Origin of the sequence: Mesorhizobium sp. M2A.F.Ca.ET.046.03.2.1, assembly GCF_003952425.1 — a bacterium.
Lineage (GTDB): Bacteria > Pseudomonadota > Alphaproteobacteria > Rhizobiales > Rhizobiaceae > Mesorhizobium.
In genome coordinates, this window is record NZ_CP034449.1 from 5,014,797 (window position 1) to 5,029,899 (window position 15,103).

Genomic DNA, 15,103 nt, shown 5'->3' on the forward strand with positions numbered 1-15,103 from the left:
GTACTGTGGCGGGGATTGGGTCTTTGAGTTTTTAGTAGAGAGTACGATGACCGATCTGGTTAGACCTAGAGTCAAGTATGTTATTGGGCCCGACGGCAGCCCTCTTACCATCGCCGATCTGCCGCCGACGAACACGCGGCGCTGGGTTATCCGGCGCAAGGCGGAAGTTGTCGCAGCGGTGCGCGGCGGCCTGCTCAGCCTTGAGGAAGCCTGCCAGCGCTACAAGCTCACCACCGAAGAATTTCTATCCTGGCAGGCATCGATCGACGAATACGGCCTTGCCGGGCTGCGCACCACGCGGATCCAGCAATACCGGCACTAGGCTGGACAGACATTAACGAAAAGGGCGCGACGTTCCGCGCCCTTTTCGCTTTTGTAAAACCTCAGACCGTCAGCACGACCTTGCCAATTGGTCGGGTGGTCAAAAATGCATGGGCTGCTCCCGCCTGGTCGAGCGGGAAGGTCTTCGCCACATGTGGCGAGAGCTTGCCTGCATCCACCAGCTTGGCAAGCTCGACCAGACCATCGCGGTCGGGCACCACGGACATGCGCTCGACGTGGATACCGCGCGCGCTGGCCTTCGCCCTGGTGGCATCGTGAACGTTGAGCAGCGAAACCAGAACGCCGCCGTCACGCAGGACTGCCAGCGACTGGTCGGCATGGTCGCCGCCGATCGGATCCAGAACCAGATCGACATTGCCGACTTTCCCCGTGAAATCGTCCTTGGCGTAGTCGATCACCTCGTCGGCGCCGAGCGCGCGGACGAAATCCGTTTTGCCTGGACTGGCCGTGGCAATGACGTAGGCGCCAAGCGCCTTGGCGATCTGCACCGCCAGGTGGCCGACGCCGCCGGCACCGGCATGGATCAGCGCGCGTTGGCCCGCCTGCAGGCGGCCGTGGCGGACGAGGCCCTGCCAGGCCGTCAGGCCGGCGAGCGGCAAGGCCGCGGCATGCGCGTGGTCGATGGCCGCGGGCTTCGCGGCTATCTCGTCCACCGGCGCCGCGGCAAGCTCGGCATAGGCTCCAGCCTGCTTGGGAAAGCGCGGCATGCCGAATACCGCGTCGCCGACCTTGAAGGCGGTCACGCCGGCGCCGAGCGCGGCGACGATTCCTGAAATATCCCAGCCGAGAATGAAGGGCGGCTCGCCGAGCAGTGGGTGGGAACCGCCGCGCACGGCGCCGTCGACTGGGTTGATGCCCGCCGCCTTGACGCGCACGAGCACCTCGCCGGGCTTGGGCGCGGGGTCAGGCTGCTCGGCGACGAAAAGGACCTCGGGTCCGCCGACGGAAGTCTGGACAACGGCACGCATGAACGCCTCCTGTTCAAGTGGATGTGCCGCTATCTTTTGGATAGTAATAGCTGATTGTCGAGTATGCACCTTTTTGATATATAGGCACCCTATGGATAGTGAAGATGTTTCACCGCTCGGTTACGACGCGTTCCGGCGCACCTGCCCGTCGCACACCGTGCTCGAGATGCTGGCCAGCAAATGGGTTTATCTTACCGTCTGCGCGCTGCGGCGCGGCCGGTTGCGCAATGGCGAGCTGGCGCGCAAGATGGAAGGCATCACGCCCAAGATGCTGACCCAGACGCTGCGTGTGCTGGAGCGCGACGGTCTTGTGCGGCGCGAGATGTTTCCCGTCATTCCGCCGCGCGTGGAGTATGAACTCACGGAGCTTGGCCAGAACCTGGCGGGGCTGCTCAGCCAGATACGCTCATGGGCCGAAGAGCATGCGCCGGAAATCAAGGAAGCCCGAGCCCGGGCATCGGCTGATCATGACGAGATGGCCGTGTCCTGAAGCAGGCGACGAGGCTGATTCGACCGGCTGGCGGTGCTGAAGCTGCCGGCGGAATGCCTCCGGCTCGATATGTCTGCCGCAATGACTGCAATATGCCGGCAATCAGCCGATCATGGCGCTGCGGCCGCCTATTTCGGCGTCGCGGATCTTGGTGTCGCGCGATTCCAGCATCTCCGCCTTGGAAAGCTCCGCTTCAGCTTCGCCGAGTAATGATTCGGCAGTGCTTCGCTGCTGGGCGAGGTCGCTTTGCGAATTTCTAAGGTTGTCGCGGCGAAGGCGGGCCGCTTTGGCGAAGGTCGGATAGGCGAAATGGTTGATGTCGGTGATGCCGGCTTTTTTCTCTTCGGCGATGATCTGCGCTTCCAGCTCAACGGCCATGCGTTCGAACTCGGCGATCATCATGTCCAGCTGCAAGAGCTGCCGCCGCTTCTCATTCACCTGAAATTGCTTCAGCCGAACGAGGTTTTCACGTGACTTCATGATTCGATACTCCGCAAACGCACACCTGCAATACCGTCCAGTCCGCCCGGAACGACCCAAGCGCCGCCCGTTTCCCCCGGCTTTCCCTGGGCTATAGGAAACAAAGCCCTAAAGATTTTCGCCGGCGGTAACCATTCGTTTACGGGCATTGTTAATCATACGGGCGAGGACTTAAGGCCGGGTAAAAATTTCCGGCTCTCGGCGGAAGCCCAGGCCAGCGAGTCTCTGGAGTCACTTAGGCTGACTTTTTGATGTGGTGCATTAGCGGTTTGCGTATGTGATTCGTTATTAGATTCAAGTGGGTGTAGAAAGGGGTTAAAAAATCTGGTATCGTGTATGACACGAAATTAGGATTTGTTAACCAGTCGGTGGCACCTTCTGTTCAGGCAATCACTGCTCCGGGTCCCGGACGGGTCGTGACACGGCCCGGCAGCAGAAAAGGGGAATGAAATGCGTGTTCTGCTGATTGAAGATGACAGTGCAACCGCACAGAGCATCGAATTGATGCTGAAATCGGAGAGCTTCAACGTCTATACGACCGATCTCGGCGAAGAAGGTGTCGACCTCGGCAAGCTCTACGATTACGACATCATCCTTCTGGATCTCAATCTCCCCGACATGTCGGGTTATGAAGTCCTGCGCACGCTGCGCCTCTCCAAGGTCAAGACGCCGATCCTGATCCTGTCCGGCATGGCCGGTATCGAGGACAAAGTGCGCGGCCTCGGCTTCGGCGCCGACGATTATATGACCAAGCCGTTCCACAAGGACGAACTGGTGGCGCGCATCCACGCCATCGTGCGCCGCTCCAAGGGCCACGCCCAGTCGGTCATCACCACGGGCGACCTGGTGGTCAATCTCGACGCCAAGACCGTCGAGGTCGGCGGTCAGCGCGTGCACCTGACCGGCAAGGAATATCAGATGCTGGAGCTGCTCTCGCTGCGCAAGGGCACCACGCTCACCAAGGAAATGTTCCTCAACCATCTCTATGGCGGCATGGACGAGCCGGAGCTGAAGATCATCGACGTCTTCATCTGCAAGCTGCGCAAGAAGCTCGACGCGGCATCCGGTGGCCAGAACTACATCGAGACGGTGTGGGGCCGCGGCTATGTGCTGCGCGAACCGGAAGATATCCGCGTCAGCGCGTAAGCGATCCAAACGGTTTCAAGCAAAAACCCGGCTCAGGCCGGGTTTTTTGTTGGACCGCTCCCTGCGAATTAGGCGGCGATCTTGAGGAAACGGAAGCTTTCGAGCAACTGCGCGCGGTTGAAGGGCTTCAGCAGATAGCCCTGTGCGCCGGCGCGCTTGGCGCGCATGATCGCGGCCACATCGACCTCGACCAGCGAGACCAGGATCTGGGGCTTGATGGGAGCTTCCATAGCGCGGATGCGGCGAATAAGGTCCACCGCCTGGACGTCGGCCAGCCCGCCGTCGATGACGATGACGTCCGGCATGCCGTCGGCGCAGATTTCGGTAGCCTCGACCCCGGTCGACGCCTCGACGACAATGATGTCCGAGCCGCCAAGAATACGTTTAGCGACCTTCCTGATGACGCTCGAATCATCGACGAAAAGGCAACGCTTCATGTCCGGATCCTCTTTGCCATCTGCCGAACCGGCAGCCTCCGGGTAACCGGCGATGATCATAGGCCAATCTGGTAAAGAAGCTGAAAAGCCGTTAGGTAAAGTTTTTCCAAACAGGGCATCGCGCGGTTTTTGGTCACGACGCTGTTACATGGATCACGGCCGGCATTGCTCGATCTGCACAGCCGCCGCAAATATTAGCAATAAGAGATACTTCTATTTTCTTAGGCGGCCGTCAGCACGATCTCTTCGGGAGTCGCGTGGATCGAGATCGTCATGTTGGCCTCGCGCGCCAGGAGCAGCGTGTAGTAAGGCTGGACCGAATGGGCGTCGATCGGCTCCTCCGGCTTATGCCCGGAATGCAGTTCGAGGAATTTCGGCGGCACGCGCAGCATCGGTCCACTGGCCGACAGCGAAAAGCGCGGTTCGGTTTCGAGGTTTTCCAGCGTGATCACCAGCTTGCCGCCGCGCGGGATCGCCGCATGGGCGACAAGAATGAGGTTGAGCAGCAGCTTGACCTTGTTCTTGGGCAGCAGCGCGCGCGAGCCGTTCCATACAAGTTCCGGTTTTTCGTTCTTCAAGAAGGCGATGGCCACGGCTTCGGCATCACCGGTGTCGATCATCATCCCGGCGGAACCCGCGGCGCCGAAGGCTATGCGGGCAAACTGCAGCCGCGCCGAGGCGTTTTTGGCGCTCTGGCGAATGAGCTTCATGGCGTCTTCGTCGGCGCCGCCTTCGTCGAGCAGTTCCAGGCCGTTGTTGATTGCGCCGACCGGCGAAATGATGTCGTGGCAGACGCGGCTGCAAAGCAGCGCTGCGAGATCGGGCGCGGAAAGAGTGAAGAGCTCGGCCATCGGTGAAATCCCTGCTTAAGTCACTTGTTCACGGCTGAGCGACCGTTTTCGCGCCCGCCCACACGAATCACGTGCCTCCCCAAGGCTTTCTGAATACACAGCGCCTGAGCGCGCAGCAACAAATCCAAATTGCCGAGCCTGAAAATGGTGCGTTCACGGGGGGAAAACCGGTGGTCGGGGCTAAAGCCCAGCCTTCGAACCGCCATCTTCGTGTGGGAGCTTAATGGTTGAAAAAGGATTACGGCATAGTTTGCCCGTGATAGCCACCCTGAACGGCCGCCAAGAGCCGCAAGGGTGCGAGGCGTCGGCGAAAGTGCTCCCTGACGGAGATTGGAAGCATGTTTTCCCGATACTACGACCGGACATTCGTCCGTGTCCTTACCGTGACCATCACACTCCTAGGGGCTTTGATCCTTTCGACCGCGGCATCGCGGGCTCAACAGTACACAGCTCAGGAAATCATCGATTCCGGTCATAAATTCTTCGGCGAGACATCCGGTGGCCTGGCCACAGTCGTCGAGAAGATATTCGCGTCCTACGGCCTGCCGAACGGCTACCTGCTGGGCGAGGAGGGGTCCGGGGCCCTCATCGGCGGCCTGACCTATGGCGAGGGGACGCTCTACACCAAGAACGCCGGCGACCATAAGGTATTCTGGCAAGGGCCGTCGCTCGGCTGGGATTTCGGCGGCGAGGGCTCCCGGGTGATGATGCTGGTCTACAACCTCGACGACATCAGCAGCCTCTACAACCGCTTCGGCGGCGTTGCGGGCTCCGCCTATGTCATTGCCGGCGTGGGCTTCAACGTGCTGCAGAGCAATCGCGTGCTGCTGGTGCCGATCCGCACCGGCGTCGGCGCCCGCCTCGGGGTCAATCTCGGCTATCTGAAGCTCACCGAAAGGCCGACCTGGAACCCGTTCTGATCGGGTTCTGCCCGTTACAATCGCTCGGACCGTGCTGATCACGCCGCGGCAAGCTCTTGCCGCAGCGTTGAATTTCCGCCATGCCAAGATGGCACAATCCAGCGATTGCCGCTCCGTAAAGTGGATAGCTCGCCTTGGTCCAGTCGGTTCTGTTCTTCGCACTCGGTTTCCTGTGCGCCGTTTTCCTGGTGTCGCTGATCGCGCCGGCGGTCTGGCGGCGGGCCGTCGTGCTGACGCGCAGACGCCTGGAGGCGTCGCTGCCGCTGACACAAGCCGAGATCCAGGCGGACAAGGACCGGGTCCGGGCGGAATATGCAATGACGACGCGCCGGCTGGAGATAACCGTCAAGAACTTGCAGGAGAAGGTGGCCGAGCAGCTGGTGGAGATCGCTCGCGGGCACGAGGCCCTGAAGGGGCTCGCGGTCGAAAAGAAGGACAAGAACCAGGCGCTCTCCGATTTGCAGGCCAAAAATGCGGAGCTCAGGCAACGCGAGGAGGATTTGCACCGCCTCTCGGAAAAGCACGCGCAGGCCGAGCGGGCGTTGGAGAAGCGTGCGCTGGAGCTGCAGAAGCTCGAGCAGATGTATGATGACGCCAGTTTCTCGTCGTCGAACCGCCAGATCGAGCTGGTTGCGCGCGAGTCCGAGCTGGAAAAGCTCGCCAGCGACATCGCGTTGCTCAAGGGCCAGCGCAAGGAGGCGGACCGCCACAGCCAGGAAATCGCCTCGGAAAGCAAGGCTGCGCGCGAAGCGTTGAAGGTCGAGAAGAAGAAAACGGCCGAGCTCGAGAAGAAGGTGGAGCGGCTGCTCGCCACGCTCGCCGACCGTGAGGAGAAGCTCGACCGGCGCGAGAAGGACCTTGCTCGAATGCGCGAACGTTCGAAGGAGACCGCCGTGGCAAACGGCGTCGCGCGGCTGACTGCCGGCCCGGATGCGAAAAGCGACGATGTCGACAAGGCGATCGCCAAGCTCGAGGCCGACCGGGAACGGCTGGAGGCAAGGCTGACGGCCCTGGCGCGTGAGAACAAGCGGCTGAAAACCGATCTTGCCGACTCGGGGACAGTAATGCCGGAATCGGCGGGCGATGCACGCTCCGGCGCCGGCCTTCGCGAACAGATGAACGAACTGGCGGCCGAGGTGGTCAATCTGACGATGAAGCTCGAAGGGCCGGATTCCACTATCGCCAAGGCGCTGGCGAGTGAGGGGCAGCAGAATGGGCGCGGCATCAGCCTTGCCGACCGCGTGAGGGCGTTGCAGAAGGCCGGCTCGTCCAACTGAGGAGACGATCGCGAGGCGCCCCCGGACTGTTCCGCGGGCCACTACCGGTTTGAAAAGTGATGCAAAGCGACGGCCGAAGCTGCCGCGACGTTCAGGCTGTCGAAGCCTTTCGCCATGGCGATCCGTACCGTGTGCAGTCTGGCAAGCAGCTCTTGTGGCAGGCCTTCGCCTTCAGTGCCGAGATAGAGCGCCAGGCGTGCTGGCCGCTCCGCATCGCGGATGTTGGTTGCGCCACGCGGCGAGAGCGCGAACTGGCTGAAGCCAAGCCGATCGAGCGTCGCGGTGAAGGCTGCGGTATCGTCGAAGGACGCGAAGGGAACCTTCAGCGCCGCGCCGACCGAAACGCGGATCGCCTTGCGGTAAAGCGGATCGCAGCAGGTCCGGTCGAGCAGTACCGCGTCCGCGCCGAAGGCCGCGGCATTGCGGAAGATCGCCCCCATATTGTCGTGATTGGAGATGCCGACCAGGACGACGGCCAAGGCTTGCCGAGGCAAGTCTTGCACCAGAAGCTCGGCGGGCGCCGGATCGCCGCGCATGCCGATCGCCAGGACGCCGCGATGCATGTGGAAGCCGGCGATCCGGTCCATGACCTCGCCGGCCGCGACATAGATCGGGAAATCCGAAGGCGCCTTGCGCAGGATTTCCTGCAGGCCCGCCAGCCGATTTTCGAGGATAAGAGCCGACTCGGCAGCGAAGCGCCCTGTCGACAGCAAGAGGTCCAGCACCACCTTGCCTTCGGCGACGAAGCGGCCGTGGCGGCCGACGAGGTCACGCTCGCGGATGTGGAAGATAGGCGGCGACGCGCGGGTCCTGGGGATCGTCGATAGGGATGATGTTCATACAGGCCTCGCCGAGAATGGTCAGCGAGGTAATGAGCCACTGGCGCCGCGGGTCAAGCCCCGGCGCGACGCAACCGATAGGCCATCTGAGAGAGATCGCCGTCGCCGAAAATGCCTTCCAGCATGCGCAGCAATTCGCGCACCGCTTCGGATTTGCAGGAATAGTAGATCATCTGGCGGTCGCGCCGGGTCTCGACAAGATCGAGCGCCCTCAGCTTGGCGAGATGCTGCGACAGCGCGGACTGGCTGAGTTGCACCTTTTCGGCGATGGCGCCGACCGACATTTCTTCGTCGATCAGATGGGCCACGATCAGCAAACGCTTTTCGTTACCCATGAGAGTGAGAAAGGCGGCGGCCGATTCCGCATTGGCCATTAGTCTGTTTGAGATCATAGATCCCCCAAGGGTCCTGGCTCATCCTGGCGCCAGGGGGCAATGGCGCCTGATTCCACAATGTTCAGATGTCGACAGGCGCTGCTGAATCAGCGCCATAACAAAGGTAGATCATTTCGTTTAACTATCAAGCGTTGCTTTCGCCGGCGCGCGATCAACTATCGCTCTTGCTCTGCCGCGCGTCCCGTTTTCGCCATCTGGACGAGCACCGAACGCAATTCGCGCGCGGCTTGCAAAGGCTGGGGAAAGAAGATCCTGCAGGTCGCGTCCGGTGCGGCGAGATCCATGCCGTCGGCATCGAAGCCGGTGACGGTCCAGCCGTCGCCCGCGGCGCGGCCGAAGTGACGGGCATAAAGGGCAATCGCGTCGCGATGGTCGGCATTCATGTGATCGAGTGCTGCCTGCTCGCTGCCGGCCAGTTCCTCGACAAGGGCGCCGCCGATGATGAAATCATCGCGCTCGAGAAGATAGGCCTTGCCGAAGCCGCCATTCAGGCTGGCGCGCCCAGGCTCGAGCCGGAAGAACGAGAAATCGCCGAGTTCGGCATAAAGCTTGGCCTTCGGATTGCGATTGAGGTAGCGGCGTTCGGCTCGGACCTGGTCGGCCGATCCCCGCTCCAGCCGCACGGCCCGGCATGCCAGGCTGATGCGCGGATACGCCAGCGGATCGCCCTTGCCGGGTTCGCCAAGCAGCAGCGAGCAGCGCGGATCGGCGACAAGCGCACTGGTGTGCGCGGACAGCATCGAGATCAGGATCAGCGGCGCGCCGTCGATGTCGGTGGCGACGCCGACCCTGCTCGCCAGCGGCGCGCCGGTGCCGGGCTCGATAACCGCGAGCGCGCCGAAACGCGCTGCGCGGATCAAGGTTTTCGCCAACCTGATCGCTTCGGCGTCGGTCTGGCGAATGACATCTTTTTTCGATTCGGTCACAAGCTCACCCGAGATAAGTTGATTTCTGCTCTCCGGTTATCGGCCGAGTACACCCGCCTTTGCAAGGGCCGCGATTTCCTCCTGGCTGAAGCCAAAACGGGCCAATATGCTTGCGGTCTCGCGATCAGCGGCGGCCGGTGCTGCCGCAGCCGCTGCCGGGGCTTGCGAGAAACGCGGCGCCGGCGCCGGGCGTTCGAACCCGCCAGACGTCACAAAGCTTTGCCTGGCGCGATTGTGCGGGTGGTTCCTGGCTTCGACCAGCGACAGCACGGGCGCGACACAGGCATCGGACGTGGCGAAAAGCTCGGCCCACTCGTCGCGCGTTTTCTCCCTGACCCGCTCGGCAATGGCGGCGCGCATCGCGGGCCACGACGATCTGTCATATTGGCTGCCGACAAAATGCCCGGCGAGCGGCAGCAGCCTGGCGAATTCGCCGAAGAAGCGCGGTTCGAGGCAGCCAACGGCAATGTGCCTCGCGTCCGCCGTCTCATAGGTGTCGTAAAACGGCGCGCCGGAATCGAGCAGGTTCTCGCCGCGCCTGTCGCTCCACAGACCAGCGGCCATGTAAGCGTGGATGGGTGCGGCGAGCATTGAGGCCCCCTCGATCATCGAGGCATCGACCACCTGGCCCTTTCCGGTCAGCGAACGCTGGAAAAGGGCGGCGAGCATGCCGGCAATCAGCATCATCGCGCCGCCGCCTTGATCCGCGACGAGATTGAGCGGCGGCACCGGCGGCGTGTCCTTCCTGCCGATCGCGTGCAGCAGGCCCGCATAAGCGAGATAGGTGATGTCGTGCCCGGCTCGCCCGGACAGCGGTCCGTCCTGGCCGAACCCGGTCAGTCGGCCATAGATCAGCGCCGGATTGTGTTGGAGCAGAATATCGGGCCCGAGGCCGAGGCGCTCCATCACACCGGGGCGGAAGCCTTCGACAAGCAAGTCGGCCCGTGCCGCGAGCCGCAGCAACAGCTCCGTGCCCGCCGGACGCTTGAGGTCGAGCTTGAGGATGGAACGGCCGTGCCGGTCGAGGTTGTATTCTTCAGGCGGGTTCAGAAGCGGCTGGCCGGCATCGGCGCGTTCGATCCGCAACACATCGGTACCCATCTCGGCCAGCATCAGGGCGGCAAGCGGCACCGGACCAAGCCCGGCCATCTCGATGACTTTCAGGCCGGCGAGCGGGCCTGTCCTTTCGGTGGAAACACCGGCACCTGTCGGCGATCCGGTCATCCCGCTATTTCGGCGCCATGCGGATGGCGCCGTCGAGGCGGATGGTCTCGCCGTTCAGCATCTGGTTCTCGATGATGTGGAGGGCAAGGGAGGCATATTCCGCCGGCTCGCCGAGCCGCGGCGGGAAGGGCACGGCGGCGCCGAGCGAATCCTGCACGTCCTGCGGCATGCCGGCCATCATCGGCGTCTTGAAGATGCCGGGCGCGATGGTGCAGACGCGAATGCCGGAGCGCGCCAGATCGCGCGCCACCGGCAGCGTCATGCCGACGACGCCGCCCTTGGAAGCGGCATAGGCGGCTTGCCCGATCTGGCCGTCATAGGCGGCAACGGAGGCGGTGTTGACGATGACGCCGCGCTCGCCCCCAACAAGCGGATCGAGCTTCGCCGCCCGATCGGCAACGAGGCGGATCATGTTGAACGTGCCGATCAGGTTGATCTCGATAACCTTGCGGTACTGGTCGAGCGGATGCGGTCCGTCCTTGCCGATCGTCTTCACGCCGATGGCGATGCCTGCGCAATTGACCAGGATGCGCGGTTCACCGAGCTTTGCAGCCACTTCGGCGATCGCGGCCGTGGCGCTGTCGCCGCTAGAGACGTCGCATTGGACCGCGATGCCGCCGATGTCGGCCGCGACCTTCGCCGCGCGCTCGATGCCGACATCGAGGATGGCGACGCGAGCACCCTTGTCGGCAAGCGTGCGCGCCGTTGCCTCGCCAAGACCCGATCCGCCGCCGGTGACGATCGCAATCTGGCCGTTCGGGTTCATGCAAGCCTCCCAGGATTCCGGATTATGCTACGAAGCCCGCAAAGGCGGCGCAACCGCAATAGCCGGGTCGATCGAGAGCGACGCGCTTGCTGCCGGGCGCGCCAATGCCGGCGCTAACTCCGCGACCCTTGCCATGCTGGCGTGGCCGACTTCGCCGGCGAAGCGGGCGACGGCGCCCGGCTTGATCTCGTGATGCAGCAGCCGGTCGAGGTCGACCGGGCGTGGCATGGTGATCTGCCCGCGCGGGAAGCGCTTGAAGCCCAGCGGTCCATAATACGGCTCGTCGCCGACCAGGATGACGGCAGGCGCACCGGCCTTCCTGGCCGCTTCCAGCGCGATCGTGACCAGCTTGCGGCCGATGCCGAGATTCTTGAAGGCGGGGCGCACCGCAAGCGGGCCGAGCATCATGGCGCGTCCCGCGCCCGCGGCCACGCGCGTCATGCGCACCGAGGCGATGACCGTATCGTCCTTGACGGCGACATAGGACATCGAGCGGTCATGCCCGCCCGACTCGCGGATCTTGTAGGCGGCAAGCACGAAGCGGCCCGGGCCGAAGGCCTCGTCGTTGATGGCTTCGATTTCAGCATCATGGGCCGGGGTTTCCGGCAGGTATTTCACGTCGGCAAGGCTCATGGTCTTTGCGTTCCGGTATGCGAGGAAGGTTTGCTGCAAAGCGGCAGCGTTCGCCAGTCAGCGCTTGTTAAGCGCGGGCGCCCTTTCGTCGTCGGTCGAACCGGATCGCGGCAAAGTCGAACATGGGCGCCTCCGCTAGCACCAATTTTGTGCCGCTGCAATCGGCGCTTTTTGTCTTTCTTTGTGTCATTTGACGAACTGTTCAGCGCCGAAGGGCTTCGCCAACCCGGCTATCGGCCTAGATTGTTGCGAACCCCAGGGAGATTGCCGCATGGGAATGCTGATCGAAGGCAAATGGCAGGACCGCCCGTTCGAGACTGACAGCGGCGGACGGTTCATACGCAGAGAGTCGCAATGGCGCGACTGGATCACGCGTGACGGCAGTCCGGCGCAGGGCCGAAGGCGGGGCTTCAAGGCGGAACCCGGCCGTTATCACCTCTATGTCTCGCTCGCCTGCCCTTGGGCGCACCGCACTTTGATCTTCCGTGCCCTGAAGAAGCTCGACGGCATCATCTCCGTCTCCGTGGTGCACCACTTCATGGGCGAAAACGGCTGGACCTTTAAAGCCGAGGACGGCGCCACCGGGGACACGCTCTACGGCCTCGATTTCCTGCACCAGATCTACGCCAAGGCCGATCCGACCTATTCAGGCCGCGTGACGGTGCCGGTGCTGTGGGACAAGAGGCAAGAGACCATCGTCAACAACGAGTCCTCCGAGATCATTCGCATGCTCAATTCGGCCTTCGACGAATGGGGCGATGCGGGTCTCGACTTCTATCCTGCGGCGCTGCGCGCGGAGATCGACAGGATCAATGCGCAGGTCTACCCGGCAATCAACAACGGCGTTTATCGCGCCGGTTTCGCCACCACGCAGGAAGCCTATGAGGAAGCTTTCGGCGAATTGTTCCAGGCGCTCGACACAATCGAGGAGAGGCTGTCGCGACAGCGCTATCTGGCCGGCGAACACATCACCGAGGCCGATTGGCGGCTGTTCACGACGCTGGTTCGTTTCGATCCGGTCTATGTCGGCCACTTCAAATGCAATCTGCGCCGCATCGCCGACTACCCGAACCTGTCGAATTATCTGCGCGATCTCTATCAGGTGCCCGGCGTGTCGGGCACGGTCAACCTTCACCACATCAAGGCGCATTATTACGGCAGCCACAGGTCGATCAATCCGACGGGAGTTGTCCCGGTGGGACCGGAGCTCGATTATGCGGCCGCCCATGACCGGGGCAGGTTCAGGAAAGCGGCGTGATTACCAGTAGGGTGAGATGCGCTCCCCGCCAAATATCTCGGCCATCCTTCGGAGCGTCGCCGGGGTCGTGCCCTCTGGCAAGCTGTCGAGCGGGAAGAAGCCTGCCTCGGCGATTTCATGGTCGGGCAGTTTCGGCGCGGTCTGGCTGAAAGCTTCGATCAGATAAAGGCCGACATGGTCGCGCTTGCTGGAGCGGCGGTTGAAATGCATCGACCTCAGCACCGGCGGCGCGGTAAGCGCGATGTTGCCTTCCTCGGCCAGCTCGCGCGTCAACGCTTCCTCGAGCGTCTCGCCGGACTCGACGCCGCCGCCGGGCAACTGCCAGCCGGGAACATAGGTGTGGCGGATCAGGAAGACGGCGTTGGAGGCACGTTCGTAGACCAGGCCGCGCACGCCGAGCGTCATCGGGCGGCGCAACAGAAAGTAAAAATGGAAGAACCTGGCCCGCAGGCCCGGCCAGCCGGTCTGGCGGAACGCCTCTTCCGGATCGCCTGTGCCGGTCATCGAACGATCCCTGGGCGAACAGCAAAGGGTGAGTGGAAAGCCTCGCCGGCGTCGCTTAAGAAGGGGTCATGTTCAGGCTCGCGCATATTTCCGATGCTCATCTGGGACCGCTGCCCGATGTAACCTATCGCGACCTCGCGTCCAAGCGCGTGCTGGGCTATGTCAACTGGCAGCGCAACCGACGCCGGCATATGCATGATGCCGTCATCGACACGATCGTCGCCGACATCAAGGCGAACGCGCCGGACCATCTCGCCGTCACCGGAGACCTCGTCAACCTGGCGCTCGACGGCGAGATCGAGATGGCCAAGCACTGGCTGGAGACGCTCGGATCGCCGCACGACGTTTCCGTGGTCCCCGGCAATCACGATGCCTATGTGCCGGGCGCTTTCGACAAGGTCTGCCGGGCCTGGGCTCCCTGGATGACGGGCGACGGCGTCAACAGTCCGGTCGACCGCAATTCCTTTCCGTATCTGCGCGTGCGCGGCAATGTCGCGCTGATCGGCGTCACCACGGCGCGCGCCACCGCACCCTTCATGGCCAACGGCTTCTTCATGGAAGGGCAGGCCGAACGGCTCGGCAAGGTCCTCGATGATACGGTCAAACAGGGACTCTTCCGGATCATCATGATCCACCACCCGCCGGTGCGCGGCGCAGTACCGCAGCACAAGCGGCTGTTCGGCATTGCCCGGTTCCACAAGGTCGTCCGCCGGCATGGCGCGGAACTCGTCCTGCACGGTCACTCGCACCTGCCGTCCTTGTTCGCCATCGGTGCACGCGGGGCCAAGGTGCCGGTGGTAGGGGTCGCCGCCGCCGGCCAGGCGCCGGGTGGCAAACATCCGGCGGCGCAGTACAACATGTTCGAAATTAGTGGTGAAAGGGGCAACTGGCGCCTGCGCCTGACCCGGCGCGGGCTGACCGGACCGGCCATGCCGCCGTCGGACCTCCAAAGCATGGACCTTGACGTGCCGGCAGACGGGCGCCAACTCGTCAGAAGCTGATCTTCATCTGCATGATGCGGTCCCAGAACAAGACCAGCGAAACCGCCAGGCCGACAAGGGCGCCGGCGGCGATCAGGCCGAGGCCGGCGAAGAAGGTCGTCCAGCCGTTGCGGCCGGTTTCGGATCGGATGGGCGGCTCCGCTTCCTGGACCACGTGACGATGCAGGCCGGGAACGGCGCTTTCCATGCCGCCCTCCATCATGTGCTGCCGCTCGACGACACGTTCGGCCACGTAGCGCGTGACAGCATCGGCGACGGCTTTCATCTCGGTCGATTCAGCCAGCACCACGCGGCCGACGCGCGTGTCCTTGAGGAAGCGGTAGGTTCGGCGGTCGCGTCCCATGGCGACGTGGCTCACCGCATCGATCCATAGCCGCGGCTGCAGGCCCGACGAGACGGCGAAGTCGAAGCTGTCCATGTCAGCCGGGACATCGGCAAAGACGGAGGCAAGCTCGGCTGCCAGCAGATCGAGCCGCATGCGGTGCGCCTCGCGCATGTCGACAACCACGTCATCGCGGTCGGCGAAGGCGTTCTTGACGTCGCGTATGGCATCCGAAAGCTTTCGCGATGGCTCGATCGGGGTGATTATGTCGCCTGCATCCTTCATGGCGGCTGTCTCGCTGTTGGTTAACAGCGAGTTAACACA

Annotated in this window: 18 protein-coding genes and 1 pseudogene; 7 read left to right on the forward strand and 12 right to left on the reverse strand. The window is 63.0% G+C overall.

Annotation, left to right across the window (positions count from 1 at the left end; genetic code table 11):
- Positions 1 to 46 precede the first annotated feature (46 nt).
- On the forward strand, positions 47 to 322 hold the full coding sequence (locus EJ072_RS23865; protein ID WP_006203587.1) for a DUF1153 domain-containing protein: 276 nt from the start codon (positions 47 to 49) through the stop codon (positions 320 to 322).
- Between the two features lie 61 nt (positions 323 to 383).
- On the opposite strand, the gene EJ072_RS23870 is transcribed toward EJ072_RS23865, so the two are convergent.
- Positions 384 to 1,310, reverse strand: a complete 927-nt coding sequence (locus EJ072_RS23870) for an NADP-dependent oxidoreductase (RefSeq protein WP_126081577.1) — start codon at positions 1,308 to 1,310, stop codon at positions 384 to 386.
- Between the two features lie 91 nt (positions 1,311 to 1,401).
- Here EJ072_RS23870 and EJ072_RS23875 point away from each other — a divergent pair, with 91 nt between their 5' ends.
- Positions 1,402 to 1,800, forward strand: coding sequence for a helix-turn-helix domain-containing protein (locus tag EJ072_RS23875; protein WP_126081578.1), 399 nt, complete (start codon positions 1,402 to 1,404; stop codon positions 1,798 to 1,800).
- 102 nt (positions 1,801 to 1,902) lie between these two features.
- Here EJ072_RS23875 and EJ072_RS23880 read toward each other — a convergent pair whose 3' ends face one another.
- Positions 1,903 to 2,280 (reverse strand): flagellar export protein FliJ, encoded by a 378-nt coding sequence (locus EJ072_RS23880; RefSeq protein WP_126064596.1) that lies wholly within the window; start codon positions 2,278 to 2,280, stop codon positions 1,903 to 1,905.
- Between the two features lie 450 nt (positions 2,281 to 2,730).
- Between EJ072_RS23880 and ctrA the strand changes: the two genes are divergently transcribed.
- Positions 2,731 to 3,426, forward strand: a complete 696-nt coding sequence (gene ctrA, locus EJ072_RS23885; RefSeq protein ID WP_006203583.1) for a cell cycle two-component system response regulator CtrA — start codon at positions 2,731 to 2,733, stop codon at positions 3,424 to 3,426.
- 68 nt (positions 3,427 to 3,494) lie between these two features.
- On the opposite strand, the gene EJ072_RS23890 is transcribed toward ctrA, so the two are convergent.
- Both EJ072_RS23890 and EJ072_RS23895 read right to left on the reverse strand, forming a co-directional pair.
- Entirely contained in the window at positions 3,495 to 3,863 is a 369-nt protein-coding gene (locus EJ072_RS23890) for a response regulator (protein ID WP_126081579.1), read from the reverse strand.
- Between the two features lie 221 nt (positions 3,864 to 4,084).
- Positions 4,085 to 4,714 carry a histidine phosphotransferase family protein gene (locus EJ072_RS23895; protein ID WP_042640350.1) on the reverse strand — a complete coding sequence of 210 codons (630 nt, stop codon included), beginning with the start codon at positions 4,712 to 4,714 and terminating at the stop codon, positions 4,085 to 4,087.
- A gap of 338 nt (positions 4,715 to 5,052) precedes the next feature.
- On the opposite strand from EJ072_RS23895, the gene EJ072_RS23900 reads away from it, so the two are divergent.
- Both EJ072_RS23900 and EJ072_RS23905 read left to right on the forward strand, forming a co-directional pair.
- Positions 5,053 to 5,634, forward strand: a complete 582-nt coding sequence (locus EJ072_RS23900; protein ID WP_126081580.1) for an EipA family protein — start codon at positions 5,053 to 5,055, stop codon at positions 5,632 to 5,634.
- Positions 5,635 to 5,768: 134 nt separating this feature from the next.
- Positions 5,769 to 6,911, forward strand: a complete 1,143-nt coding sequence (locus tag EJ072_RS23905; protein WP_126081581.1) for a hypothetical protein — start codon at positions 5,769 to 5,771, stop codon at positions 6,909 to 6,911.
- A gap of 41 nt (positions 6,912 to 6,952) precedes the next feature.
- Here the strand turns inward: EJ072_RS23905 and EJ072_RS23910 are convergent.
- From EJ072_RS23910 to EJ072_RS23935, 6 genes and pseudogenes are all read right to left on the reverse strand, one after another.
- Positions 6,953 to 7,751, reverse strand: a pseudogene (locus tag EJ072_RS23910) (RNA methyltransferase).
- Positions 7,752 to 7,803: 52 nt separating this feature from the next.
- Positions 7,804 to 8,142 (reverse strand): metalloregulator ArsR/SmtB family transcription factor, encoded by a 339-nt coding sequence (locus tag EJ072_RS23915; RefSeq protein ID WP_126081582.1) that lies wholly within the window; start codon positions 8,140 to 8,142, stop codon positions 7,804 to 7,806.
- A 158-nt stretch (positions 8,143 to 8,300) separates the two neighbouring features.
- Positions 8,301 to 9,071, reverse strand: coding sequence for a HugZ family protein (locus tag EJ072_RS23920; protein ID WP_126081583.1), 771 nt, complete (start codon positions 9,069 to 9,071; stop codon positions 8,301 to 8,303).
- Positions 9,072 to 9,107: 36 nt separating this feature from the next.
- Complete coding sequence (locus EJ072_RS23925; RefSeq protein WP_126081584.1) at positions 9,108 to 10,295, reverse strand: CaiB/BaiF CoA-transferase family protein; 1,188 nt, start codon at positions 10,293 to 10,295, stop codon at positions 9,108 to 9,110.
- Positions 10,296 to 10,299: 4 nt separating this feature from the next.
- Complete coding sequence (locus EJ072_RS23930; protein WP_126081585.1) at positions 10,300 to 11,061, reverse strand: 3-hydroxyacyl-CoA dehydrogenase; 762 nt, start codon at positions 11,059 to 11,061, stop codon at positions 10,300 to 10,302.
- 27 nt (positions 11,062 to 11,088) lie between these two features.
- Positions 11,089 to 11,694, reverse strand: coding sequence for an N-acetyltransferase (locus EJ072_RS23935; protein ID WP_126081586.1), 606 nt, complete (start codon positions 11,692 to 11,694; stop codon positions 11,089 to 11,091).
- A gap of 271 nt (positions 11,695 to 11,965) precedes the next feature.
- Between EJ072_RS23935 and EJ072_RS23940 the strand changes: the two genes are divergently transcribed.
- A complete protein-coding gene (locus EJ072_RS23940) occupies positions 11,966 to 12,952 on the forward strand; it encodes a glutathione S-transferase family protein (RefSeq protein WP_126081587.1) in 987 nt (328 codons plus the stop codon).
- Here EJ072_RS23940 and EJ072_RS23945 read toward each other — a convergent pair whose 3' ends face one another.
- Positions 12,953 to 13,456 (reverse strand): NUDIX domain-containing protein, encoded by a 504-nt coding sequence (locus tag EJ072_RS23945; protein ID WP_126081588.1) that lies wholly within the window; start codon positions 13,454 to 13,456, stop codon positions 12,953 to 12,955.
- 68 nt (positions 13,457 to 13,524) lie between these two features.
- Here EJ072_RS23945 and EJ072_RS23950 point away from each other — a divergent pair, with 68 nt between their 5' ends.
- Positions 13,525 to 14,457 (forward strand): metallophosphoesterase, encoded by a 933-nt coding sequence (locus tag EJ072_RS23950; RefSeq protein ID WP_126081589.1) that lies wholly within the window; start codon positions 13,525 to 13,527, stop codon positions 14,455 to 14,457.
- On the opposite strand, the gene EJ072_RS23955 is transcribed toward EJ072_RS23950, so the two are convergent.
- The gene (locus EJ072_RS23955; RefSeq protein ID WP_126081590.1) at positions 14,447 to 15,064 is read right to left on the reverse strand and encodes a hypothetical protein; all 618 of its coding nucleotides are present in this window, start codon (positions 15,062 to 15,064) and stop codon (positions 14,447 to 14,449) included. The two genes, EJ072_RS23950 and EJ072_RS23955, sit on opposite strands and share 11 nt — an antisense overlap.
- Positions 15,065 to 15,103 lie beyond the last annotated feature (39 nt).